Source organism: Clostridium moniliforme (assembly GCF_017873235.1).
Taxonomy (GTDB): domain Bacteria; phylum Bacillota; class Clostridia; order Clostridiales; family Clostridiaceae; genus Clostridium; species Clostridium moniliforme.
The window spans coordinates 1-25,122 of record NZ_JAGGJZ010000007.1 but is presented as its reverse complement, the minus strand read 5'-3'; the positions used below and the strand labels follow the sequence as shown (position 1 = coordinate 25,122).

25 protein-coding genes are annotated in these 25,122 nt (G+C 27.5%); 23 read left to right on the top strand and 2 right to left on the bottom strand.

Annotated features, from left to right (window positions below; genetic code table 11):
* Positions 1–4 precede the first annotated feature (4 nt).
* The 7 genes from minE to J2Z53_RS10170 all read left to right on the top strand — a co-directional run bounded on the left by minE (position 5) and on the right by J2Z53_RS10170 (position 7,550).
* Positions 5–274, top strand: coding sequence for a cell division topological specificity factor MinE (gene minE / locus J2Z53_RS10200; protein ID WP_209797391.1), 270 nt, complete (start codon positions 5–7; stop codon positions 272–274).
* A 169-nt stretch (positions 275–443) separates the two neighbouring features.
* On the top strand, positions 444–1,607 hold the full coding sequence (gene rodA / locus J2Z53_RS10195; RefSeq protein ID WP_209797390.1) for a rod shape-determining protein RodA: 1,164 nt from the start codon (positions 444–446) through the stop codon (positions 1,605–1,607).
* A 192-nt stretch (positions 1,608–1,799) separates the two neighbouring features.
* Positions 1,800–2,849, top strand: a complete 1,050-nt coding sequence (locus tag J2Z53_RS10190; protein ID WP_209797389.1) for a galactose ABC transporter substrate-binding protein — start codon at positions 1,800–1,802, stop codon at positions 2,847–2,849.
* Positions 2,850–2,938: 89 nt separating this feature from the next.
* The gene (gene mglA / locus J2Z53_RS10185; protein WP_209797473.1) at positions 2,939–4,438 is read left to right on the top strand and encodes a galactose/methyl galactoside ABC transporter ATP-binding protein MglA; all 1,500 of its coding nucleotides are present in this window, start codon (positions 2,939–2,941) and stop codon (positions 4,436–4,438) included.
* 20 nt (positions 4,439–4,458) lie between these two features.
* The gene (gene mglC, locus J2Z53_RS10180) at positions 4,459–5,481 is read left to right on the top strand and encodes a galactose/methyl galactoside ABC transporter permease MglC (protein ID WP_209797388.1); all 1,023 of its coding nucleotides are present in this window, start codon (positions 4,459–4,461) and stop codon (positions 5,479–5,481) included.
* A gap of 16 nt (positions 5,482–5,497) precedes the next feature.
* Positions 5,498–5,671 (top strand): hypothetical protein, encoded by a 174-nt coding sequence (locus J2Z53_RS10175; protein ID WP_209797387.1) that lies wholly within the window; start codon positions 5,498–5,500, stop codon positions 5,669–5,671.
* 274 nt (positions 5,672–5,945) lie between these two features.
* Positions 5,946–7,550 carry a response regulator gene (locus J2Z53_RS10170; protein ID WP_209797386.1) on the top strand — a complete coding sequence of 535 codons (1,605 nt, stop codon included), beginning with the start codon at positions 5,946–5,948 and terminating at the stop codon, positions 7,548–7,550.
* 138 nt (positions 7,551–7,688) lie between these two features.
* On the opposite strand, the gene J2Z53_RS10165 is transcribed toward J2Z53_RS10170, so the two are convergent.
* Positions 7,689–9,179, bottom strand: a complete 1,491-nt coding sequence (locus tag J2Z53_RS10165; RefSeq protein WP_209797385.1) for a C69 family dipeptidase — start codon at positions 9,177–9,179, stop codon at positions 7,689–7,691.
* A 235-nt stretch (positions 9,180–9,414) separates the two neighbouring features.
* On the opposite strand from J2Z53_RS10165, the gene J2Z53_RS10160 reads away from it, so the two are divergent.
* The 14 genes from J2Z53_RS10160 (at position 9,415) to J2Z53_RS10095 (ending at position 21,659) form a co-directional block, all read left to right on the top strand.
* Complete coding sequence (locus tag J2Z53_RS10160; RefSeq protein ID WP_209797384.1) at positions 9,415–9,759, top strand: hypothetical protein; 345 nt, start codon at positions 9,415–9,417, stop codon at positions 9,757–9,759.
* A gap of 23 nt (positions 9,760–9,782) precedes the next feature.
* Complete coding sequence (locus J2Z53_RS10155) at positions 9,783–10,634, top strand: site-2 protease family protein (RefSeq protein WP_209797383.1); 852 nt, start codon at positions 9,783–9,785, stop codon at positions 10,632–10,634.
* Positions 10,635–11,040: 406 nt separating this feature from the next.
* Positions 11,041–12,906 (top strand): TIGR03960 family B12-binding radical SAM protein, encoded by a 1,866-nt coding sequence (locus J2Z53_RS10150; protein WP_209797382.1) that lies wholly within the window; start codon positions 11,041–11,043, stop codon positions 12,904–12,906.
* Positions 12,881–13,585 (top strand): TIGR03936 family radical SAM-associated protein, encoded by a 705-nt coding sequence (locus tag J2Z53_RS10145; protein WP_209797472.1) that lies wholly within the window; start codon positions 12,881–12,883, stop codon positions 13,583–13,585. Before J2Z53_RS10150 ends, J2Z53_RS10145 begins: the two co-directional genes overlap by 26 nt.
* A gap of 11 nt (positions 13,586–13,596) precedes the next feature.
* Positions 13,597–15,045 (top strand): ribonuclease E/G, encoded by a 1,449-nt coding sequence (locus J2Z53_RS10140; protein WP_209797381.1) that lies wholly within the window; start codon positions 13,597–13,599, stop codon positions 15,043–15,045.
* A 130-nt stretch (positions 15,046–15,175) separates the two neighbouring features.
* Positions 15,176–15,487: a 50S ribosomal protein L21 gene (rplU, locus tag J2Z53_RS10135; RefSeq protein WP_209797380.1), complete on the top strand. Its 312-nt coding sequence runs from the start codon at positions 15,176–15,178 to the stop codon at positions 15,485–15,487.
* 4 nt (positions 15,488–15,491) lie between these two features.
* Positions 15,492–15,878: a ribosomal-processing cysteine protease Prp gene (locus J2Z53_RS10130; protein ID WP_209797379.1), complete on the top strand. Its 387-nt coding sequence runs from the start codon at positions 15,492–15,494 to the stop codon at positions 15,876–15,878.
* Positions 15,879–15,882: 4 nt separating this feature from the next.
* Entirely contained in the window at positions 15,883–16,182 is a 300-nt protein-coding gene (rpmA, locus tag J2Z53_RS10125) for a 50S ribosomal protein L27 (RefSeq protein WP_209797378.1), read from the top strand.
* 215 nt (positions 16,183–16,397) lie between these two features.
* Positions 16,398–17,684: a GTPase ObgE gene (gene obgE / locus J2Z53_RS10120; protein ID WP_209797377.1), complete on the top strand. Its 1,287-nt coding sequence runs from the start codon at positions 16,398–16,400 to the stop codon at positions 17,682–17,684.
* An 11-nt stretch (positions 17,685–17,695) separates the two neighbouring features.
* Positions 17,696–18,010 (top strand): ribosome assembly RNA-binding protein YhbY, encoded by a 315-nt coding sequence (gene yhbY / locus J2Z53_RS10115; RefSeq protein WP_209797376.1) that lies wholly within the window; start codon positions 17,696–17,698, stop codon positions 18,008–18,010.
* 1 nt (position 18,011) lies between these two features.
* Positions 18,012–18,617: a nicotinate-nucleotide adenylyltransferase gene (gene nadD / locus J2Z53_RS10110; RefSeq protein ID WP_209797375.1), complete on the top strand. Its 606-nt coding sequence runs from the start codon at positions 18,012–18,014 to the stop codon at positions 18,615–18,617.
* On the top strand, positions 18,604–19,191 hold the full coding sequence (yqeK, locus tag J2Z53_RS10105) for a bis(5'-nucleosyl)-tetraphosphatase (symmetrical) YqeK (protein ID WP_234925836.1): 588 nt from the start codon (positions 18,604–18,606) through the stop codon (positions 19,189–19,191). Before nadD ends, yqeK begins: the two co-directional genes overlap by 14 nt.
* 35 nt (positions 19,192–19,226) lie before the next feature.
* Positions 19,227–20,717 carry an LCP family protein gene (locus tag J2Z53_RS10100; protein WP_209797374.1) on the top strand — a complete coding sequence of 497 codons (1,491 nt, stop codon included), beginning with the start codon at positions 19,227–19,229 and terminating at the stop codon, positions 20,715–20,717.
* A 33-nt stretch (positions 20,718–20,750) separates the two neighbouring features.
* The gene (locus J2Z53_RS10095; RefSeq protein WP_209797373.1) at positions 20,751–21,659 is read left to right on the top strand and encodes an RluA family pseudouridine synthase; all 909 of its coding nucleotides are present in this window, start codon (positions 20,751–20,753) and stop codon (positions 21,657–21,659) included.
* 39 nt (positions 21,660–21,698) lie between these two features.
* Here J2Z53_RS10095 and J2Z53_RS10090 read toward each other — a convergent pair whose 3' ends face one another.
* Complete coding sequence (locus tag J2Z53_RS10090; RefSeq protein ID WP_209797372.1) at positions 21,699–22,988, bottom strand: D-alanyl-D-alanine carboxypeptidase family protein; 1,290 nt, start codon at positions 22,986–22,988, stop codon at positions 21,699–21,701.
* Between the two features lie 126 nt (positions 22,989–23,114).
* On the opposite strand from J2Z53_RS10090, the gene J2Z53_RS10085 reads away from it, so the two are divergent.
* Positions 23,115–23,819 (top strand): helix-hairpin-helix domain-containing protein, encoded by a 705-nt coding sequence (locus J2Z53_RS10085; protein WP_209797371.1) that lies wholly within the window; start codon positions 23,115–23,117, stop codon positions 23,817–23,819.
* A gap of 63 nt (positions 23,820–23,882) precedes the next feature.
* Positions 23,883–24,917, top strand: coding sequence for a selenide, water dikinase SelD (gene selD, locus J2Z53_RS10080; protein ID WP_209797370.1), 1,035 nt, complete (start codon positions 23,883–23,885; stop codon positions 24,915–24,917).
* The last annotated feature ends 205 nt before the right edge of the window (positions 24,918–25,122 follow it).

The window sequence follows — 25,122 nt, the reverse complement described above, 5'->3', positions numbered from 1 at the left end:
TGAAATGGGGTTCTTTAGTAGTTTTACAAATAGACCTAAACCAAAAGATATTGCTAAAGATAGGCTTAAGTTAATACTTATTCATGATAGAGGAAATCTTCCAGCAGAAACTTTAGAGAAAATTAGAATGGAAATATTAGAGGTACTTTCAAAGTATATAGAAATTTCAGCTGAAGATGTAGAAATATCAGTAAGTAAAAGTGATATTGAAGAGGGAGAAGCAGCTTCATCATTAGTTGCAAATATTCCTATTAAAAATATAAGAGGACGTTAAGGAAAAAATAAAATATATTAAATTAAAAAACTGTATATTTAAATATACAGTTTTTTTATAGTTATTATTAAAAATTTATTATTTTTTCTTTTTATAAAAGATTTATTATAGAGAATAAATCTTTTATGATATATAATAGAAATACAGGTTTTTCGGGAGGTGAAAGATTTTGTTAAGAGGAGACTTGCTATTTGATAGAAGAGGAAGTTATGACAAATACAAATTAGATTTTAAGAAAATAAGAGATATAGATAAAGTATTACTATTTTGTACAATAGCATTAGTACTTTTTGGTATCTTAAATATATATCTTTGTACAAAAGGAGAGCGCGGTTTCTTTTTTGCTAAAAGACAGTTAATTTGGTTTGTTGCATCTCTTATAGCACTTTACATATTTATGGCTGTTGATTATAGAGTAATTTATAATTATGTACCAATATTTTATTGGGGAGGAGTTTTATTACTTATTGCAACAAGATTTTTAGGATCAGTTAGAGGAGGAGCTAAGGGTTGGCTTGTATTCGGTCCAGTATCCCTCCAGCCAGCGGAAATTGCGAAGATAGGTATGATACTTATGCTTGCAAAAAAATTAGAAGAAATGGATTTGGAAATAAATAATTTAAGAAATTTCTTCACCCTTGTTTTTTATGCAGCAGTTCCAGTTGTTTTCATTATTGTACAACCAGATATGGGAATGACAATGGTTTGTTTCTTTATAGTTCTTGGAATATTTTATATTGCAGGATTAGATATTAAAGTAATTGGTGGTGGTCTTTTATCATTGGTTATTGGTATAGTTCTTGTGTGGAACTCAGGACTTATAGAAAATTACCAAAAAACAAGAATAACATCATTTATGAATCCAGAAGCAAATATGGCAGGGTCAGGATATCACTTAAGTCAATCATTAATAGCTATTGGTTCTGGTGGAATTTTAGGAAACAGGCCGTCAATGGCAAATGATGCTACTTCAGGATATGCAGCACAACATGTTCCAGAAGTACAAACTGATTTTATATTTGCAGCAATAGCAGAGCAATGGGGATTAATAGGAGTTATATTATTATTAGTTCTTTATGGATTTTTAATAAGCAGAATGATAAATATAGCAAGAACTTCAAAGGATATATTTGGTTCAATTATATGTGTTGGAATAGTTTCATATTTCCTATTTGCTATTTTACAAAATATTGGAATGACAATAGGGTTATTACCAATAACAGGTATAACATTACCTCTTATAAGTTATGGAGGTAGTTCACTACTTACTACAGTAATGTCAATAGGATTAGTTTTAAATGTAGGTATGAGAAGAAAGAAAATTAGATTTTAGAAATATTATAAAAAAGGTGATTTTTATTATATATAAAAATCACCTTTTTTAATTAAAAATAATTAAATACAGTAGAATTTCGATAGAAGTGTTAAGAATTTTGTATGGAATAATAGTTAAAAAATTCCTATAATGAAAACGTAATAAAAGGGTTACAATACTAAAAAATAATTATTTAAATGGGGGATTAGTATGAGAAAAATTAAAAAATTAGTTGCCATGGCAATGGCTACAATGATGGTTGGAGGCATCCTTGCTGGATGTGGAGGAGACAAAGGCAAAACAGAAGAGGGAGCAGCTAGTTCAGGCAAGCCTGTAAAAGTTGGTGTATGTTTATATAAGTTTGATGATACTTATATTTCAACAGTTCGTCAAAGCTTAGAAAAAATTCAATCAGAAAATGAAGGAAAGGTAGAATTTACTTTTTATGATGGAAAAGGTGACCAAGCTACACAAAATGATAGTATAGATACATTATTACAAAAAGATACTGATCTTTTAATGGTTAATTTAGTTGATACAGGAGCAGCACAAACAGTTATAGATAAAATTAAAGCTGAAGATGTTCCAGTAGTTTTATTTAACAGAGAGCCTGCTACACCAGATGCAGTTAAATCTTATGAAAAATCTATGTTTGTTGGAACAAATGCTAAAGAAGCTGGAATATTACAAGGTAAAATCCTTGTAAATGAATGGAAAAATAATAAGAAATTAGATAAAAATGGCGATGGAGTAATGCAATATGTAATGTTAAAAGGAGAACCAGATAATCCAGAAGCTATTGCAAGAACTAAATACTCAGTATCTACAATTAATGATGCTGGTATAAAAACAAAAGAATTAGCTCTTCAAGTTTGTAATTGGGAACAAGGTGCAGCACAAAATGCTATGGAAGCATGGCTTTCAAGACATGGTGACAAAATTGAAGCTGTAATTGCAAATAATGACGGTATGGCTCAAGGAGCTATTGCTGCATTACAAGCTCAAGGTTATAACAAAGGTGACAAGAAAAAGACAATTCCAGTAGTTGGAGTTGATGCTACAGAGGCAGCACAAGATCTTATTGGTAAAGGTTTTATGACAGGTTCAGTTCTTCAAGATGCTCCAGCAATGGCAAATGCTCTTTATAAATGTGGTATGAATTTAGTAGAGGGTAAGAGTGCAATTGAAGGAACAGATTATAAATTTGATGACACAGGTGTTGCAGTACGTATACCATATCAAGAATATACTAAAAAATAATTTTATAGTTTAAAGAAGTAGTTGCACTATATTAAGTAATTAATATAGTGCAACTTAAAATAAGCAGAAAAGTGGTGATAACTAAAGTTATGGAAAATACAAAGTATATATTAGAAATGAATAACATATGCAAGAGCTTTCCTGGAGTAAAAGCTTTAGATTCTGTACAACTTAAAGTACGTCCTGGTACTGTACATGCTTTGATGGGGGAAAATGGAGCAGGAAAATCAACTTTAATGAAATGTCTCTTTGGAGTTTATATAGAAGATGATGGAGAAATACTTATAAATGGAGAAAAATGCAAATTTTCAAATCCTAAACAAGCAATGGAAAATGGAGTATCCATGGTACATCAAGAATTAAACCAAGTATTACAAAGAGATGTAATGGATAACATTTGGCTTGGAAGATATCCAGGTAGTAAGGGTATTGTAAACCATAAAAAAATGTATGAAGAAACAAAGAAGATATTTGAAGAATTAGATATGGATATAGATCCTAAAATAAAAATGGCAAAGTTATCTGTTTCTCAAAGACAGATGGTAGAAATAGCAAAAGCAGCTTCTTACAATGCTAAGATATTAGTACTTGATGAACCTACTTCATCATTAACTCAAGAAGAGGTAAATCATCTTTTTAAGATTATTAATAGACTTAGAAAAAAAGGATGCGGAATTATATATATATCTCATAAAATGGAAGAAATATTAAAAATATCTGATGATGTAACAATTATGAGAGATGGAAAATGGATTGATACCATTCCATCAAAGGATTTAACTACAGATAAAATAATAAAATTAATGGTTGGTAGAGATTTAACTAATCGTTTTCCACCAAAAACTAATAAACCAAGTGAAGTTATAATGGAAGTTAAAAATCTTACAGGAACATATCAGCCTTCTGTTCAAAATGCTTCTTTTAAACTAAGAAAAGGTGAAATATTAGGTGTAGCTGGACTTGTAGGTTCTAAAAGAACAGAACTTTTAGAAACGATTTTTGGAATTGCACGTCATAGTGATGGAGAAGTTATTTTACATGGTAAGCCAGTTAATAATAAAGATTCAAGAACTGCTATAAAAAATGGATTTGCTTTATTAACAGAGGAACGTAGATCAACAGGAATTTTTGGAGGACTTGACATAAAATTTAATACTATGATTGCAAATATAGATAACTATAGTAAATATGGTGTATTAAACAATAAAAAAATGGTAGATGATACGAAATGGGTTATTGATAGTATGAGAGTTAAAACTCCTAGCCAAAAAACTCAAATAAAAACTTTATCTGGAGGAAATCAACAAAAAGTTATTATTGGTAGATGGCTATTAACTAATCCAGAAGTATTATTATTAGATGAGCCTACAAGAGGAATTGATGTTGGTGCTAAATATGAAATATATCAATTAATTATAGATTTAGCTAATAAGGGAAAGGGAATAATTGTTGTTTCTTCTGAAATGCCAGAATTACTTGGAATTTGTGATAGGATTCTTGTTATGTCAAATGGTAAAGTTGCAGGTATAGAAGATACAAATAATCTTGATCAAGAAAAAATTATGGAATTAGCTGCTAAGTACATTTAGAGCTTTTAGGGGGAGAAGGTATGGAAAACACAAAAATTAATAAAGAAAAAGTAACCAATTTTTTGGTTAATTATGCATTGTATATAGTGTTAGCAATGATGATAGTTTTCTTTGTAATAAAAGAACCATCATTTTTATCATTAAAAAATCTTACTAATATTTTAAGTCAGGCATCAACTCGTGGTATTTTAGCATTAGGAGTTGCAGGTCTTATAGTATTACAAGGAACTGACCTTTCAGCAGGACGTATTTTAGGATTTACTGCAATAGTTTCAGCTTCATTATTACAATCTTCAACATATGCTGCAAGAATGTATCCAGACTTACCGGTGTTACCATTAGTTGTTCCATTAATTATAGCAATTTTAATAGGAGCATTATTTGGTGCTATTAATGGGTTTGGTGTTGCAAAATTAAAGGTACATGCATTTATAATTACTTTAGGAACTCAGCTTATTGCTTATGGTGCATCTTGTTTATATATTGATAGACCACCACTTGGAGCACAACCAGTTGCTAACTTAGATGAAAGATATACAAATTTTGTAACAGGATCTTTAAATTTAGGAGCAATTGAAATACCATATTTAATTTTTTATTTAGCAATTATAGCATTAATTATGTGGTTTATTTGGAATAAAACAAAACTTGGAAAAAATATGTTTGCTATTGGTGGAAATCCAGAAGCTGCAGCAGTATCTGGAGTAAACTTAGCTAAAAATATTATGATAATATTTATTATTTCAGGAATACTTTATGGTATGGCAGGATTTTTAGAAGCAGCAAGAGCTGGTTCTACAACTACTAGCACAGGATTTAACTATGAACTTGATGCAATATCAGCTTGTGTAGTTGGAGGAGTATCATTTACTGGTGGAGTTGGAACTATACCAGGAGTTCTTATAGGTACAGTGCTTCTTCAAGTTATAAACTATGGATTAAACTTCATAGGGGTTAATGCTTATTGGCAATTTATAATTAGAGGATTAATTATAATAGTTGCAGTTTCACTTGATGTAAGAAAATATTTAGCTAAAAAGTAACAAAGGGAGATAATATATGCAAAAAGAAAATCAAAAAGAGATTTTAGAAAATTCTTCCGATGATAAAAAGCAGGGAGTTAGAGATACTTTATATGGAAGTATTGATGTATCAGTAGAAACAATGGACAAAGTTATTACTGGATTACTAATAGCATTAGGGTTAGCTATTATGTTTGGAGTTATTCTTTAAATTTAAAAATAATAAAAATATTTAAGGTAGGTAAAATTTAAATTTTACCTACCTTTTTATTTTATGCATAATATTTTTAGAATTTTTAATAAAATCTTATATGTATATTTAAGAATATATAAAACAGCTAGTTTATATAAAAATAAATACATATTAAAAAATATTTAGTCTAAAATAAAATATAATATTGAATAATATGGAATATAATGGGATAATTTATCTGTGGGAATAATTTAATTATATGTAAATAAAATGAAATACTAAGGGGTAGGTTATGGAGTTATATAAGGTTTTGATAGTTGATGATGAGAGGGAGATTCGCAAAAATATTATAAATAAAATAGATTGGGGAAAATATGGATTTGTAGTTGTTGGAGAAGGGAGAAATGGAATAGATGCTTTTGAAAAGGCAAAAATACTTAAGCCGGATATAATAATAACAGATACAAAAATGCCACTTATGGATGGAATAGAATTTGGAGAAAAGATAAAGGAAGTTATGCCAAATACAAAAATTATAATTTTATCATGTTCAAATGAGTTTGAGTATATACATAAGGCTATAAAGATAAATCCTTTAGCTTATCTTTTAAAACCTTTAAAATTTAATGAGTTAATAGAAATATTAGAAGAATTAAAAAATAAATTAGATAAAGAATATGCTGAAAAGAAAAATATAGAAAAACTATATAAATATTATATTGAGAGTTTACCACTTTTAAGAGAGAAGTTTTTGATTGAATTAATAGAAGGAAGAATAATCTATGAAAGATTAAATGATGAAGGAAAAAAAGTTGGTATAAAATTTAATTCTAAATTTTACTCAGTAGCAGTTATACATGCTGATAATTTTTTATATGAAAATAATGAAGAATTTGCAAAGAAAGATAATTTAATAGATATATCAATTAAACAAATATCCGATGATATTATGAAAAAGTATATTAACTGTATAAGTTTTATGTATATGGGAGATGTAGTTTTAATATGTAATTTTGATAAGAAAGAAGATGTATTTAAGTTTATTGAAGGAATTAATGAGACGTGTAAAGTAGTTAAGTCTATTATAGGGGAAAGCATATCGGCAGGAGTTGGTAAAGTAATTGAAAATCACTCAAGTTTAAAATTTTCTTATAAATTAGCTAAATCTGCTATTCATTATAGGTTAGTTTTAGGAAGTGGAAAAGCAATTTATATAAATGATTTTGATTTTAATAAGTCATTACAATTGCAATTTGATGAGAATGACGAAAGGGAATTGTTAAATGCAATTAAAGTTAAATCAACAAATGAAATTAAAGAAATAATAAAAAATCTATTTTTTAGAATAGAAAATTTACTTTTGCCATTTAATAAATATAAAATATATTTAATAGAGATAACTATAGCTTTATTAAAACTTGTAAAAACATATAATTTAGATATAGAAAATATTTTTTATGAAGATTTTAATTGTTATAGTCATTTGGACAAGTTTAATTCAATAGAAAATGCTAAGGAATGGTTTATAGAAAAAGCTATAAAAATAAATAATTTAATAAGAAAAGATCATTTAAATTCTTCTAAATTTATTATAGAAAAAGCTAAGCAGTATATATGTGAAAATTATAATAATAGCGATATATCAGTAGAAAAGATTTGTAAGCATTTGTATGTTAGTCCAACATATTTTTCTACTATATTTAAACGTGAAGCAGGTACAAGTTTTACAGATTACGTAAATACAGTGCGTTTAGATGCTGCCTTAAATTTATTAAATACTACTGATTATAAGTTTTATATTATAGCTAAAAAGGTTGGGTACACAGAGGCAAATTATTTTAGTTATGTATTCAAAAAGAAATTTGGAGTATCACCATCTAAATATAGAGTTAATTAGATTATAAATATAGGCTGCAACAAAATTATTTTGTTACAGCCTAAAGGTTTTAGTTAAAAATTAATAATATTAATATTTAAAATTTTATAAATTATATAATATTTAGATAAATATTATGCAATTTCATATTTATAAAAGTTATAGGTTTGAATTATGATGAACAGGAGTTTTAGCAGTTGTTGCTTTAATTAAAGTCCCATTTAATTCATTAACTTTTTTTAGTGAGTATTCAGCCATTCTTGTACAATGTCTAGTCATATAATCCTCAGCTTTTTTATGACTTCTCTTGTAAAGTTTTAATGCATGTTCATCACTTTCTTTTAGGCTAGAAGTTAATTTATTTTCTATAGCATCTAATTGTGGTTTAGTGTATTTGCTTAAATATTCAGAATAATAAGGGGTAGTTAATGCACCTGTTGTTCTATAAATCCAATAAGCAGAAGTGAAATCAGGTGTATCTGTTCCTTCTCTATATGCTTTTGGAGTTTGTTTTATTCCTGAATAAAAAGGAACATAAACACTAGTTTCTGGAATGCCAAGGGCTAACCAATGAATACATCCAATATCACTTGGAAGATTTGGTCTACATTGTAAAATATGAGATTCCATTGTATAAGCAACATTTATAGGTCTATATTTACCAACATATTTTCCGTAAGGGTCATATTCAGTTCCATTAAAGTGAGATTTTAAAACCTTTTCTACATCAGAAATTTTTATTTTTTCATCTGGTTTCATAAACATCTTGAAATCTTTATCTGTAATATTTTGTTTTACAGAAGGAGTTAATATTCTTTGACCATCCCAAATTCTTGGGTTATTATATTGAGCATCTTCAGCATTATTAGTTCCAAAGGCTTTTTTGAAACTAAAATATTTATCTTCTTTAGGATTATATAATCCTTTTTCTTTCGCAAACTTAACTAAGTCTTTTGAACCTAAAAAGTTCTTTTTATCATTTAAATTTACTTTATCTATACATAATTTATTTGGAATTACAGCATAACAAGAATCTGGAACTCTTACTGCAACCCAATGATGTCCTGAACCTATCTCCATATACCAAACTTCTTTTTTATCAGAGAAGATAACACCATTAACTTCAGCAGAACCTTTTTTTTCTACTATTTTACCAAGTCTTTCAACACCTTCTCTTGCACTTTTTATGTAAGGTAAGATTACAGATACCATAGAATCTTCACCTATTCCATTTTTTATTAAAGGATCAGCTTTTAATGCTTTATCATTTGCAGTAGCACTTTCAGTAGCACTCATTGCAACTCCATATTCATTAATTCCATCTTCTTCATATTGGCCATCTTTTTGAGTCCATTCAGGAGTTGCTGTATATTTGTATTGTACCTTTGGTAAAGTACATGTAAATCCATTTCCATTTGACTTATAAGTTTTATGTGTTTTTGATACTTTTCTTTTGTGTACAACAAATCTTTTATCCCAAGCAGTCTTTGCATCTTCATTACGAGCTGCGATAGTTGAACCATCTGCAGTAGCAGATTTTCCTACAACTACAGTTGTACAAGCAAAAGCATTTAATGCTAATGGACCTAATAAACAGCCGAAGGTTATTGAAGCCATTACAATAAATTTAGATATTTTTTTAGTTAACATAATTCCACTTCCTTAAAGGGTTAGTATTTTATTTTCCACAGATAACGTTTACAACAAAAGTTTATTACTAATGTTATTTTAATTCAATATAATACATAATACATTTACATTATTAATAGAAATAAAACATTATATTTCACATTTAAGATATAAGTTTTAAAGCATATATTTTCATAAAACATATATTTAATAAATATAAATAAAGTAATAGAAGTAACAAGGAAAAGGAGAATGTATGGGAAGTTATAAGAGATTATATGAAAATTATTATGAAAACTTAAGAGGAAAAAATAATAGATATAAATCTTTTGACAATAAAGGGATAAAAACTATTGGTTATGGAAACAAAAGGAAAAGAAAGGGCACCATATTAAATGTATTATTAGTTCAATTTATAGGGGCATTAACTTTATTTGTTTTAATGATGGCTTTGAAACATTTACCATATGATGCTGGAAATAAAGTTTATTCAAATGCAAAGGAAGTTATAGCAAGTGGATATAATTTAGATGAGTCTAAAGTTTTTGATGTTTTTAATGAATTTAAGAAAAAACTAATTGAAAATAAAAAAGATATATAAGAATTTTAAGTTTGGAGTTTTAAATGAGAAAATCTTATAAATTAATTATTATAGAATTTATACTATTATTACTTGCAATTAGTTTTGAAAGTAAGGTTTTAATTGGAGTTATATCTATAATACTTCATGAGTTTACACATATTTTTGTTGGAAATAGATTAGGATGCAAGCTTTCTGCTTTAGAGTTTGGATTAACTGGAGCAAAAGCTGAAATTACAAATATTGAGGATCTTTTAGATAAGGAAAAACTTATATTGTATTTAAGCGGTCCAACTATGAATTTATTTTTAGGAGTAAGTTTGTTTTGTTTATATAAAGTAACATCTTTTAGCTTGTTAGAGGTTTGTTATAGTGTTAATTTTAGTCTTTTTATATTTAATTTAATTCCAGCTTATCCTTTAGATGGATCAAGAATTTTAGAGTTGATATTTTCAAAATATATTTCATATATGAAATCAAAGAAAATAACTACATATGTAAGTTATTTTTTTTCCACATGTTTTATAATATTGTTTCTCATAATGATATTTTTACATAGAGTAAACATAAGCTTATTTTTAATTGGAATATTAATAATTTATTCTACCATATTAGAAAAAAAGTGGACAATGTATATAATAATGGGAGATATTATTAAAAAAAGAAGGAAGCTTGAAAAGTATAATTTTATTGAAAATAAAACAATATCAGTATTCTATAAAAATGAGCTACTCGATGTAATGAGAATGTTAGATAAAAGTAAATTTAATACATTTTATATATTAGATGAGGAGTTAAAGCTTCTTAAGATAATTCATGAAGATGAAATTTTAGAAGGCCTTAAAAATTATGGTAATATAACTTTGGAAGAATATATAAATATTTGTAAAATTTAGATAAATAAATTAGTATTCTTTATAAAATTTAATCGATAGAGAACAATAACTTTAATGGATAGCTAAATTTAAGTATATCAAATAAATTTATGAAAAAAACATATAATTTTATAGAATTAAAAATATGATATTCGTTACAAGAATATCATATTTTTTTTATTATTAAATAGCAAAGATATGATAATTTATTTATAAAGGTGATGATATAAATACACGACTTGAATAAATTAAAATTCAATTGAAAACTGTAAATATCAAAACAAAAATAAACTTATAATTAAACAAAGATACAGACACTAGTTTTTTAGTAGAACAAAATTTTAATTTATGCTAGAATATAGGGATGTATATGGAGAATAACTTAATTTAACTATATACATAGTAATTTTTAGGAGGATGTAATTTAATGAATAAAATTTCAGATAACATCTTATGTAAGGTTGAAAAACCAGCAAGATATATTGGTGGAGAATTAAACCAAGTAATTAAAGATCCAAAAGAAGTAGATATTAGATTTGCTTTTTGTTTTCCAGATGTTTACGAAGTAGGAATGTCTCATTTAGGAACAAGAATACTTTATCATACTATAAATAATAGAGAAGACACATATTGTGAGAGAGTTTTTGCACCATGGCCAGATATGGAAGCAGAAATGAGAAAGAACAATGTAGAATTATATGCTTTAGAAACTAAAGATTCATTAAATAAATTTGATATTTTAGGTTTTACTCTTCAATATGAAATGAGTTATACAAACATACTTAATATGCTTGATATGGCAAATATAACAATTAGAGCATCAGAAAGAGGAGAAGAGGAGCCAATAGTTATGGCTGGAGGTCCTTGTGCATATAATCCAGAACCTTTATATGACATTGTTGATTTCTTTGAACTTGGTGAAGGTGAAGAAATGATGAATGATGTTTTAGATGTATATGCTAAGTATAAAGGTAAGGGTAAGAAAAAAGAATTCTTAAGAGAGATTTCCAAAATAAGAGGTATATATGTACCTTCATTATATGATGTAACTTATAATGAAGATGGAACAATAAAGGAATTTACTCCAAAATATGATGATGTGCCTAAAGTTGTTAAAAAGAGAATAGTAACAGACTTTGATAAGGTAGAATTTCCAATTGAAGATATGATAGTACCTTATACAGAAGTTGTTCATGATAGAATAGTTTTAGAAACTGCAAGAGGATGTACTAACGGCTGTAGATTCTGTCAAGCTGGAATGATTTATAGACCAGTTAGAGAAAAAACTAGAGAAACATTAATTAAGCAAGCTAGAGAATTAGTTAAATCAACAGGATATCAAGAAATATCATTAGCATCATTAAGTATATGTGACCATTCAGATATTCAAGGTCTTATACATGGATTAATGGAAGAACATGAAGGCAATAAAGTAGGTATTGCTCTTCCATCAATAAGAGTTGATGCTTTTTCAGTTGACTTAATAAAGGAAATTCAAAAGGTAAGAAAAACAGGATTAACTTTTGCACCAGAGGCTGGTTCTCAAAGAATGAGAGATGTAATAAATAAAGGGTTAACTGAAGAGAGAATACTTGAAGCTACAAAGAGTGCGTTTTTAAATGGATGGAGCACTATTAAGCTTTACTTTATAATAGGACTTCCTTATGAAAAGTTAGAAGATTGTGCTGCAATTGGAGAACTTGCAGAAAAAATGGTAAATGAATATTATGAAATACCAAAGGATGTTAGAAAAAAAGGACTTAGAATTACAGTAAGTACTTCAATACTTGTACCAAAACCATTTACACCATTCCAATGGGCTCCTATGGAGAGGATGGAAGTTGTAAATGAAAAGATTAAGGCTGTTAAAGGCTCTATTAAATCAAGAAGTATAGTGTACAATTATCATGAACAAAAGACTTCATATATGGAAGCTGTTTTTGCAAGGGGAGATAGAAAACTTTGTGATGTATTAATTAAAGCTTTTGAAAAAGGATGTAAATTTGATGGTTGGTCAGAATACTTTAAATTTGATGCTTGGATGGAAGCTTTAAAAGAGTGTAATGTAGATGGAGATTTTTATGCTTATAGAGAAAGAAGCTATGATGAAATACTTCCTTGGGATTTCATTGACATTGGAGTTAATAGATCATATTTAGTTAGAGAAAATGAAAAGGCAAAAAAAGTTGAACTTACTCAAAACTGTAGAAAAGGATGTACAGGATGTGGAATAAACGTTAATTTTAAGGAAGGGAAGTGTTTTGAAGGTGCGATATCTAATAAAGTTTACTAAAGAGCCAGAAATAAAATTTGTTGCTCATTTAGATTTAATGAGAACAATACAAAGGGTTATTAGAAGATCAGAACTTCCAGTAGATTACTCAAAGGGATTTAATCCACATATGTCTCTATCAATAGCCCAACCATTATCTGTTGGAGTATTCTCAAGTGGAGAATATATGGATGTAGTTTTTAAAGATAAAGTTAATGAAGATGAAATAATAGATAGATTAAATAAAAGTACTGTAAGTGGAATAAAATTTTTAAAGGCAGTAGGTGTAGAACCACCAAAGCCTAATGAAAAAAAATTACCTCAAGGTATGGCTTTAATTGACGCTGCAAGATACACAATAAAGATGGAATATAATGATACATCAAAATTTGAAGAAGAGATTAAAAATCTTTTAGCAAAAAAAGAATGGGTAATGATTAAAAGAACTAAAAAGGGTGAAAGAGAAGTTGATATAAAACCTTTAGTTCATGAAGTTAATTACTGTGTAGAAAATAATGAAGTTATATTAAATATTTTAATAAGTTCAGGAAGTAGGGAACATTTATCACCAGATCTTTTTGTTAAACTTATAAAAGATAATACAACTAACTGTAATGAAGAATCTTTCGTTCAAATAAAAAGAGAAGAGATGTATTTCATGAAAGGGGAAACTTTAGTACCTCTTTACGAATGTGTATAGGAAGTGGAACTATGAGAGAAATTTTTATTGAAAGAAGAGAAAAATCCTTAAGAATTGCAGTTAGAGACAATAATGAATTAGAAGAATGTTTCATAGAAGAAGCAGGAAATGAACCAGTTTGTGGAGAGATATATAAAGGAAGAGTTAAAAATATAGTACCAGCAATAAATTCATTGTTTTTAGATATTGGATTAGAAAAAGAAGGCTATATGTATTATAGTGATGAACTTAAAAAAATAGGAATTAAAAAAGGTGATGAATTTTTAGTTGAAGTTTTAAAAGAGCCTTTAAATGAAAAAGGAGCAAAGCTTACTAATAAATTTAATATTCCAGGAAAATATCTTGTGTTTAATTATGGAGAAACAGGAATTTCATTTTCTAAAAGAATAACTGATGAAGTAAAAAAGAAACTTATTTTGGCAGAACTTAATGAAGTTGAAGGAATAAATATAATTGTTAGAACTGATGGAGCTAATGTTTCAATTGATATGCTTAAGGCAGAAAGAGATAAGCTTAAAAAGATTCTAGATGAAATGAATAGAAAACTTAAATTCAGTACAGAACTTTCAAAGGTTTATGGGGAAGATATTTCATTAAATAAAGTTTTAAGAGATAATATTACAAAAGGAAATCTTAAAATATATGTTGATAATAAAGAAGATGAAGCTTATGTTAGAAGTTTTTTAGATGGCGAAGGCAATGTTGAAATAGTATTATATGAAGGAATTCGTACATTGTTTGATTATTATAATATTGAAAAAGAAATATTAAAGCTTAGACATAATAAAATTAAATTAAATTGTGGTGGAGATATTGTAATTGAAAAAACTGAAGCTATGTATGTTATAGATGTAAATAGTGGAAAAAATATAAAAGGTAGAAGTTTTGACAAAACAATATTTCAAACAAATTTAGAAGCAACAAAAGAAATTGGAAAGCAAATAATGCTTAGAAATCTAAGTGGCATAATATTGATAGATTTTATTGATATGAGGGATCAAAATCAAAGATTTACTATAATGAAAGAATTAAAAGAAGCCCTTAAAAATGATAAAGGAAATAGCAGAATATATCCTTTTACAGAGCTTGATTTAGTTCAAATTACAAGAAGACGTAGAGGAAAGAGCATTTATGATTCTATAGAGGAAAGTTGCCCTTTATGTAAAGGAAGTGGAAATATTCTTAAATTATCTTATATTGAAGATTTAATAAGAAATGATATATTAAAATCTTTTGAAGATAATACAATTAAAAGTTTTTTTATAGAACTTGATAGTATTTATAAAGAGAAAGTTCAAGGAGATATATTTAATTTTCTTAAAAATATTGATGGTTTAGATAAAGAGATTTTCTTAAAGTTTTCTGATGGAATAGATGGATATAAAATAGAGCCTTTAATATTTAAAAATCAAAAAGAAAATTTATTAGATTATAAAGTTAAATCAATTGAAAAATATTAATTAATTTCTTTACAAAAAATATAGTATGTGTTAATATTATTTAGTAAACCGCTCACGATAGGGTTTTTTATTAAACAAAGTTTTTTCTTTGTACCCGTAGTGGCGAGACCGTTATGAGGAGGTGTTTTTAATGTACGCAGTAGTATTAACTGGAGGAAAACAATACAGAGTTCAAGAAGGAGACGTATTATTCGTTGAAAAACTTAACGCAGAAGTTGATTCACAAGTTGAATTAACAGAAGTATTAGCTGTTTCTAATGGAGAAACTTTAACAGTTGGTAAGCCAATGGTTGAAGGAGCTAAGGTTGTAGCTAAGGTTTTAGCACAAGGAAAAGCTAAGAAGGTAACAGTATTTAAGTACAAACGTAAGAAGGACTATAGAAGAAAAAATGGTCACAGACAACCTTACACTAAGTTAGTTATCGAAAAGATCGAAGCATAGTATTATGATTAATGCAAAGATTTTTTATAAAAATGATAACATTATAGCGTTCGTTATTGACAACCACGCAATGCCAGAAGACAGAGATTTTAATAATGATGTTTTATTGGTAGGAGAAGCTTTTGATATGGTTTGTAACTCAGTTTCAGTCTTATCACAAAGTGTTCTTATAGGTATAGATGAAGTTTTAAAACTTAACTGTACATACGAGGTAGCAGACGGATATTTAAAACTAGACTTATCTGACTTTTCTGAAGAAGAATTAGAAAAATCACAGGTTTTACTTAAAACTTTTGAAAAAAGTCTAGAGAGTGTAATTTTAAGCTTAGATGACATGTTTGGAAATAATAAACGTAGAGAATATATAAGATTATTAAAAGAGGAGGTGTAGTGACATGATGATAATGAACCTTCAATTATTTGCCCACAAAAAAGGAATGGGTAGTACAAAGAATGGTAGAGATTCTGAGTCAAAGAGACTAGGTGTTAAATCAGCTGACGGAGAATTCGTACTTGCTGGAAACATCATAGTAAGACAAAGAGGAACTAAGATCCACCCAGGAAACAATGTTGGAAAGGGTAAGGATGATACTCTATTTGCTAAGATTGATGGAGTAGTTAAGTTCGAAAGAATGGGAAGAGACAAGAAGAAAGCTTCTGTTTACCCAGTAAACGTTGAAGAAATAGCTGAATAGTAGTTATTTATATAAAGCACCCATGAATTTGGGTGCTTTTTAAATGTAAAAAATTAAATATTTCCTTAAATAATAGTATTTTGTAATGTTTTTTTTCGTTATATATATTAGTATTATGTTATAATGAAGAAAATATTTTTTTAATATATGGATTTAATATTTTTATATTAGGAATAATATGAATGTGTAGATTTTACAAAAGGAAAGGTGATTATATGTTTATAGATAAGGCCAAAGTATTTGTAAAGTCTGGTAAAGGTGGAGATGGAGCAATTTCTTTTAGAAGAGAAAAGTATGTTCCACTTGGAGGACCAGATGGTGGAGATGGTGGTAGAGGCGGAAGCATCATCTTCAAAGTAGATACAGGAATTACTACATTAATGGATTTTAAATATAAAAGAAAATTTGTGGCATCATCAGGAGAAAATGGTGCTGGATCAAAATGTTATGGTAGAGATGGTGAAGACCTTTATATTAGAGTACCAATGGGAACAATAATAAGAGAAGCTGAAAGTAATAAAATTATTTGTGATCTTTCAGAAAAAGATGATGAATATGTTCTTTTAAAAGGTGGTAAAGGTGGAAAGGGTAATTGCAAATTCTGTACACCTACAAGACAAGCGCCAGATTTTTCAGAACCAGGAATGCCTGGAGAAGAAATGACAATAATTTTAGAATTAAAATTACTTGCAGATGTTGGACTTTTAGGCTTCCCAAATGTAGGTAAGTCAACATTTCTATCAATGACAACTAAAGCAAAGCCAAAGATAGCTAACTATCACTTTACAACACTTAAACCAAATTTAGGAGTTGTTGCAGTAGATGGAGTGGAGCCTTTTGTTATGGCAGATATTCCAGGAATAATTGAGGGAGCTAGTGAAGGTATAGGTCTTGGACTTGAATTTTTAAGACATATTGAAAGAACTAGACTTTTAGTTCATGTTGTTGATATATCAGGACTTGAAGGAAGAGATCCAGTTGAAGACTTCATAAAGATAAATGAAGAACTTAAGAAATATTCAGTTAAACTTTGGGATAGACCTCAAATAGTAGTAGCAAATAAAACTGATTTAGTATTTGAAGAAGGCGTATTTGAAAACTTTAAGAAGAAAGTTAATGAATTAGGCTTTGATAAAGTATATAAGATGTCAGCTGCAACTAGAGAAGGTGTAGATGATGTAATTAAGGAATGTGCTAAAATGCTTAAGGAAATTCCTATAACAGGACTTGAAATTTCAGATGAAGAAAGATATATTCCAGAAGAAAAGAGATTTACTTATGAAATTAGAATTGAAAGAGGAGAAGAGTTTGATACTTACTTTGTTGAAGGTAGTTTCGTAGATAGACTTTTAGATGCAGTTAATGTAAATGATGCAGACTCCTTAAGATATTTCCATAAAGTATTAGGTAATAAAGGTGTACTTAATGAATTAAGAGAAATGGGAATTAAAGATGGTGATATGGTAAATCTTAATGATTTTGAATTTGAATACTTATTATAGGAGGAACAATAATGCTAATTGGAAAACAAAGAGCTTACTTAAGAGGCTTAGCTAATGATATTCAACCAATATTTCAGATTGGTAAAAATGGAATAGAGGAGAGCTTTTTAAATCAAGTAAGAGATGCATTAGAAGCAAGAGAGCTTATAAAGATAAAAGTTTTAGAAAATAGTGGATTAGAAGCAAGAGAAGCTTCAGATTTTATATGTAAAGAATTAAAATGTGAAGGGGTTCAAGCAATAGGAAGTAAAATAGTATTATACAAAAGATCTTCAAAGAAACCAAAAATAGAATTACCAAGAAAATTTAAGAATCAGAAGAAGTAGTATGAAAAAGTATGGGATTATTGGAGGAACCTTTGATCCTATCCACAATGCACATCTTTATATAGCTTATGAGGCAAGGAAGAGATTAGGCTTAGATAAAGTGATTTTTGTACCAAATGGAAGCCCCCCACATAAGAAGGAAAAACCTATTACGGGGGCTTCTTTAAGATATGAGATGGTTTTAAAGGCTATTGAAGGATTTAAGGAATTTGAGGTTTCAGATTATGAAATAGAGAAAAGTGGTTTAAGTTATACTTATAAGACATTAAAACATTTTAAAAAAGATGATGTAATATTATACTTTATAACAGGAGCAGATTGTCTTATTGATTTAGAAAAATGGAAAAATGTAAGTGAAATTTTTGAATTTTGCAAGTTAGTGGTTTTTACAAGACCAGGTTTTAGAGAAGAAGATTTAAAAAGTGAAAAAGATAGACTTGAAAGAAAATATAATGGGGAGATTATATTTTTAAATGTGTTAGATTTAGAGATATCCTCAACAGAAATTAGAAAGAGAATTAAAGAAGGGAATAGAGTTGATTTTTTCTTACCTAATAAAGTATTAGATGTAATAAATAGAGAAAATCTTTATAATGAAGGTAAATAGAATGAAAATTACGTATATATATGATTATTTAAAAGAAAATCTACAACCTAAAAGATATATTCATACATTAGGCGTTGTATCTACAGCTAAAAAGTTAGCAAAATTAAATGGAGTAGATGAAGATAAAGCAGAACTTGCTGCCTTATGTCATGATGTAGCAAAAAATTTAACTTTAGAAGAATTAACAAATATTATTAAAAATAACAATATAGAATTAACATTAAGTGAGAAAAAAACACCAGAGCTTTGGCATGGAATAGTATCAGAAATAGTTGCTAAAGAAAAGTTTGATATATATGATGAAGAAGTGTTATCTGCTATGAGATGGCATACTACAGGAAAAGAAAATATGAGCAAATTAGATAAAATTATTTATATTGCTGATATGATTGAACCATCAAGAGTATATGATGGAGTGGATGAAATTAGAGAAAAAGTTTTAGAGGATTTAGATGAAGGAGTTCTTATGGGAATGAATCATACAATAAAATATTTATTAACTAGAGGGGCTCTTATTGACCTAAATACTGTTAAAGCAAGAAATTATTTAATAATGAATAAAAAATATAATTAACATACATTTTATACATGAGATGGGGTGTAACAAGTTTGGCTGATGATAGAAGATCAAAGAGAAGACTAAGCGAAAGAGAAGAGGCCATAAGAAGAAAGAGGCGTATTGCAAAAAGAAATGAAGAGCTAAGAAGAGATGGAAGAAGAAGATCTTCGAGTATTCCTGTTGATGATGTAAGAAGAAGAGTTGATGATAGGCAAGAAAGAAGATCACAAGGGAATTTTAATGATGGTAGAAGAGATCCATCTTTAAATGCAACAAATAAAAGACCTAGAAGTTTAAATGGGGCTGTTAGAAAGAAAAAAAAGAAAAAGAGAATATCTTTTAAGAAAATATTTGGAATAATTGCAATTGCTTTAATAGCTATTATTGTTATTGCTGGAATGAGAATAGGTAAGCTTTTATCTAATATAAGTACAGATAACATGATAGCTCCAGTTACAGTTCCTATGGATCAAACTGTAAACATACTTCTTCTTGGAATGGACGTTGGAGATATAAATAATCCAAATAATGAAGCATTAAAAAGAACAGATACTATGATGGTATTAAATTTTAATCCTAAGACAAAAAAAGTCAATATAGTTTCAATACCAAGAGACACTTTAATAAATATAAATGGACATAGGTGGAAGATAAATGCAGCTTATCCTATTGGAGGAGATGCAAGAGTAATTCAGGAAGTTGAGAAACTTTTATCTATTAATATAAATTATTTAGCTAAGGTAAATTATAAAGGCTTTAGAGATTTTATTGATTCAATAGGTGGAGTTGATATGAAGATAACTCATAATATGGATTATACTGATAAATCTCAACATCTTCGTATTAAATTTGATAAAGGAACTACAGTTCATTTAGATGGAAAGAAAGCAGAAGAATTTTTTAGATGGAGAAAAAATAATGATGGTACAGGTCTTCCAAATGGAGATATAGATAGAATTAAGAACCAACACTTATTCTTAGAGCAAGTAGTGAAAAAATGCACAAGTCCATCAATTATTTTTAAAATACCTGCAATATTAAAAACTATAGAACAAAATGTTCAAACTAATATGACTGGTAAAACTATGTTTAAATATGCCTTAAAGGCTGTAACATTAAAACCAAGTAATATATCAATGACAACAGTTAAAGGAACTGCAAAAATGATTGCGGGACAATCATACTTTGTATTTGATAGAGATGAAAATGCAGGGCTAATTCAAAAACTTCATTCTGGAAATTCAGTAAGTAGCAATTTAAATCCTGAAAATGTAAAAATAAAAGTTTTAAATGCAACAAAAATAAGTGGATTAGCAGCTACTTATCAAATACAGCTTAAACAATTAGGATATAATAATGTTGACACTGGAAATACAGATCTTAGAGAAAAAAGTGTTATTATGGTTGATAATGAAAATATAAAAAATACTCTTAAAAACAAATTTAAATCAATAAAAGATTATGAAAGTATTAGTTCTAAGTATTCAGATGCTGGCTATGATGTAGTAGTTATATTAGGAAATGATGCTAAAAGTTATTAAACATTTTGAAGCTTAGGAGGATTTAGAAAAAATATGAGCATCTTAGAAAAGATTGTTCCATTAGAATATGATGGAGTTAAAATTAGAGAATATTTAAAAGAAGAACTTGAATTATCTTCAAGACTTATAAGAAGAGCTTCAGTTGAAAAAAGAATATTTGTAAATGATGAAGCTGTTAAAATGAATTTTAAACTTAAATCTTACGACAAAGTAAAAATTGACTTAAATAGAGAAGAAAGTCAAGATATAACTCCTGAAAAAATGGATTTAGATATTGTATATGAAGATGAAGATATATTAGTAGTAAATAAAAAACCATTTATGGTTGTTCATCCAACAAAAAGTTATCAATCAGGAACATTAGCTAATGGAGTTTTAAATTACTTTAAGGAAACAGGTCAAAATTGTATAGTTAGACTTGTAAGTAGGCTTGATATGAATACTTCAGGGCTAATTGTAATAGGAAAAAATCAATATGCTCATATGGCATTATCAAAAGAAATGAAAAATAACAATATGAAAAAAAGATATATTGCTATTGTTCATGGAAACCTTAAAGAAAAAGAAGGAACTATAAATGTTCCTATATATAGACCAGAAAAAGAGGATGGATTTAATAGTATAAAAAGAGTAGTTGATGAAAGAGGACAAAAAAGTATAACTCATTATAAAGTGTTAGAAAGTTTTAGTAATGGAGATGTAGTTGAATGTCTATTAGAAACTGGAAGAACTCATCAAATAAGAGTTCACTTATCCTATTTAGGTCATCCTATATATGGAGATTTCCTTTATGGAAATGGAGATGAAGAAAAGGAATTAATAGAGAGACAAGCACTTCATGCTTATGGATTAGATTTTAAATCTCCAAGAAGTGGAGAAATGCTTAGTCTAAGAGCAGATCTTCCAGAGGATTTAAAAAACTTAATTGAAAAAATTAAATAAAAATTAAGGTATAGATTATTTTAAAATAATCTATACCTTTTATTTTTTTCTATTTATAACGTGTTTCCACTTTTTTTGGAATTTCTTTTTCTTTCTTTTTTTTATGATAAATATAATCGTAGATATTATAGTTATAAGTATAATTATTGAAGCTATAATTACTGCAATTAAATTATTAGATATAAATTCATAAACACCAATTTTAAAATTATAGGCATGATTTCCTCCACTTAATAAGTTTACAGTGGATACTTTTTTACCATTTACTATAACATCAGCTTCACATATTACATCACCTTTTTTTAATTCCCTTCTTTTTATATCTTTAGGTAAATTATATTTTAATGATTTATCTATGTGTGTATCTTTTGACTTTTCAGTAGTAAATAGTACATTATTACCTAGCACTATTGGAATATTTAAATCATTTGTTATTTTTAAGTCATCAACTTTGTAACCTTTTGAGTAAAGTTTTACTTCTTTAAAATTGTTGAATCCATAGTCTAATAATTTAGCCATGTCTTCATAATTTTTAATTTTATTATTAGCTTTCAAAAATACAGCTATTAATTTTTCACCATTTTTTTCTCCTGAAATAACAAATGTATGTTTTGCAACATTTGTATAACCACTCTTTCCAGCAAGAGTATATTTATAATAGTATTTTGAGTTTTTATCAAGTAAATGGTTGTGATTGTTTACCCATCTTTTTTCTCCATTTAAATTGCTAGCTGGTAATTGAGTACATATAATTCTTGATATTCTAACATACTCAGGATTTTTTAATGCAGCTTTCATTATTAAAGCCAAATCATGAGCTGTTGTTACATGTTTATCATTTGGTAGCCCACTTGGGTTTTCAAAGTTTGAATCATTACATCCTAACGCTTTTGCCTTTTCATTCATCATTTTTACAAAATTATTAATAGATCCACCAACATGTTCTGCTAAGGCTTCAGCACAATCATTACCAGATTCAAGTAAAAGTCCTGTAAGAAGTGTTTCAACAGTAAATTTTTCCCCTTCTTTTAATCCAATAGAACTACCATCTGCTAAAGGTGGATTATGTCCTATAGTTACAATATCTTTTAAATTTGAATTATCTAATACAACTAATGCTGTAAGAATCTTTGTAGTTGAAGCTGGAAAATGTTTAGCGTTTTCTTCTTTAGAATAAAGTACTTGACCTGTATTTGCATCCATTAATATTGAAGATTCTGCATTTATTTTAGGTGGTTTTTCTGTAGCTTGTGCAGTACTTAAAATTAAACTATAGAAGATAGGGATAAATAATAAATATTTTATAATAGTATTTAAAAATCTTCTCATAAGTTCTCCTTTTTTAGTAAATTACCTTTTTTATTTTATCAAAAAATTCTTTAATTTTCCACAACATAAGGATAATTTTAAAGAATACTGTTAATAATTTAGAAAAAACTATATTAGGAGAAAGAAATGGATATAAAGAAAAAAAGTATTGGATTGATTTTAATAGGATTAATTTTTGGAGGAATAGTTTTTGGAACCTACCTATTTAATGGTAAAGAAAACTTGGATAAAAATAATAAGGAAAATATATTTGTAGAAGAAAATAAAGACAATTCCCATTATAATGATAATAGTGAAGAAAATAATAATAAAAATGAAAAAATTAATTTGCAAGATAATGATAAAGAAGAAATTATTAATTTAAAAGATAATAAGATTGTTGTTGATATAAAAGGAGAAGTTAAAAAAGAAGGAGTATATTATTTAGAAGAGGGAAGTATTATAGAAGATTTAATAAATGAGGCTGGTGGATTAACAAAAAAAGCAGCTTTAGATTATGTAAATAGAGCAGAAAAATTAAAAAACAATATGTGTGTCATAATTCCTAATAAAGAGAATATTAAGAAGCTAGAAAAAGAAAGTAAAGAAACTTTATCAATTTCAAATCACAAATCAAGTGATATTAATTCAAAAAAAGAAGGAAAGATAAATATAAATACAGCAGATGAAAGTGAACTTAATAAAATAAATGGAATTGGACCTTCAAAAGCAAAAGCAATAATAACTTATAGGGAAGAAAATGGAGATTTTAAATCAATTGAAGATATTAAAAATGTAAGTGGAATTGGAGAAGGTACATTTTTAAAAATAAAAGATTCCATCTGTGTATAAATTATTCTCATGTGTTACAATAATTATGTAGAACAAATAGATAATAATCCTAGGGGAGAAGGGATGATAGACGTGATTAAGTTAACAAGTTACGCAAAAACTGCTGGTTGAGCAGCTAAAATAGAGCCGGGTGCTCTTTCAAATATTTTAAAAAGTATACCTAATATGGTAGATGAAAATTTATTAGTAGGAATTGATACTTCAGATGATGGTGCAGTATATAAACTAAGTGATGATATAGCACTTATACAAACTTTAGACTTTTTTACACCAGTTGTAGATGATCCCTATACCTTTGGTCAAATAGCAGCTGCAAATTCTTTAAGTGATGTATATGCAATGGGTGGAGAACCTAAGGTAGCTTTAAATATAGTATGTTTTCCAAATTGTTTAGATAAAAAAATACTTGGAGAGATACTTAGAGGTGGAGCAGATAAAGTATTAGAAGCAGGTGCAGTTGTAATTGGAGGTCACTCTGTTCAAGATGATGAACCAAAATATGGACTTTCTGTTTCAGGTGTTGTACATCCAAGGAAAATATTAAAAAATTGTGGATCAGAAGAAGGAGATATTTTAATACTTACAAAACCATTAGGGGTAGGAATTGTAAATACAGCTGCAAAGGGAGAAATGGCATCAAAAGAAGCATTAGATGAAGCTATAAAGTGGATGGCACTTCTTAATAAGTATGCTGGTGAAATCATAAAAAATTATAATATATCTGCTTGTACTGATATAACTGGTTTTGGACTTATAGGTCATGGATATGAAATGGCTGAAGGTTCAAATAAAACATTTGAATTTTATAAAGAAAGTATACCATACATAAAAGAAGCTAAGGAGTATGCAAATTATGGACTTATTCCTAAAGGTGCATATGAAAATAAATATTACATTAAAGATAAATATAAATTAGAGAATATTCCAAATTGGCTTGAGGACATATTATTTGATCCACAAACTTCAGGTGGACTTTTATTTTCTTGTAGTGAAGATGAAGGAAATAAAATATTAAAAGAATTTAAAGAAAAAAATATAAAAGCTTGGGTTGTTGGAAAAGTAATAGATAAAGAAGATTATAGTATAATTGTTAAATAAAATTATGGTTTAAAGTTTTTATAATATTATGGTAGTTTGAAGTAATAAATAAAAATACTATGACAATATGGATTATTAAGTTTTTTATCTTAATAATCCATATTTATTATAAGTAAAAAATTAGTTATAATATTTATTTGTTTTTTTAATATTAATTTTAAAATTATTTATTTAAAAAATTTTTTAGTTTATAATTAATAATTGT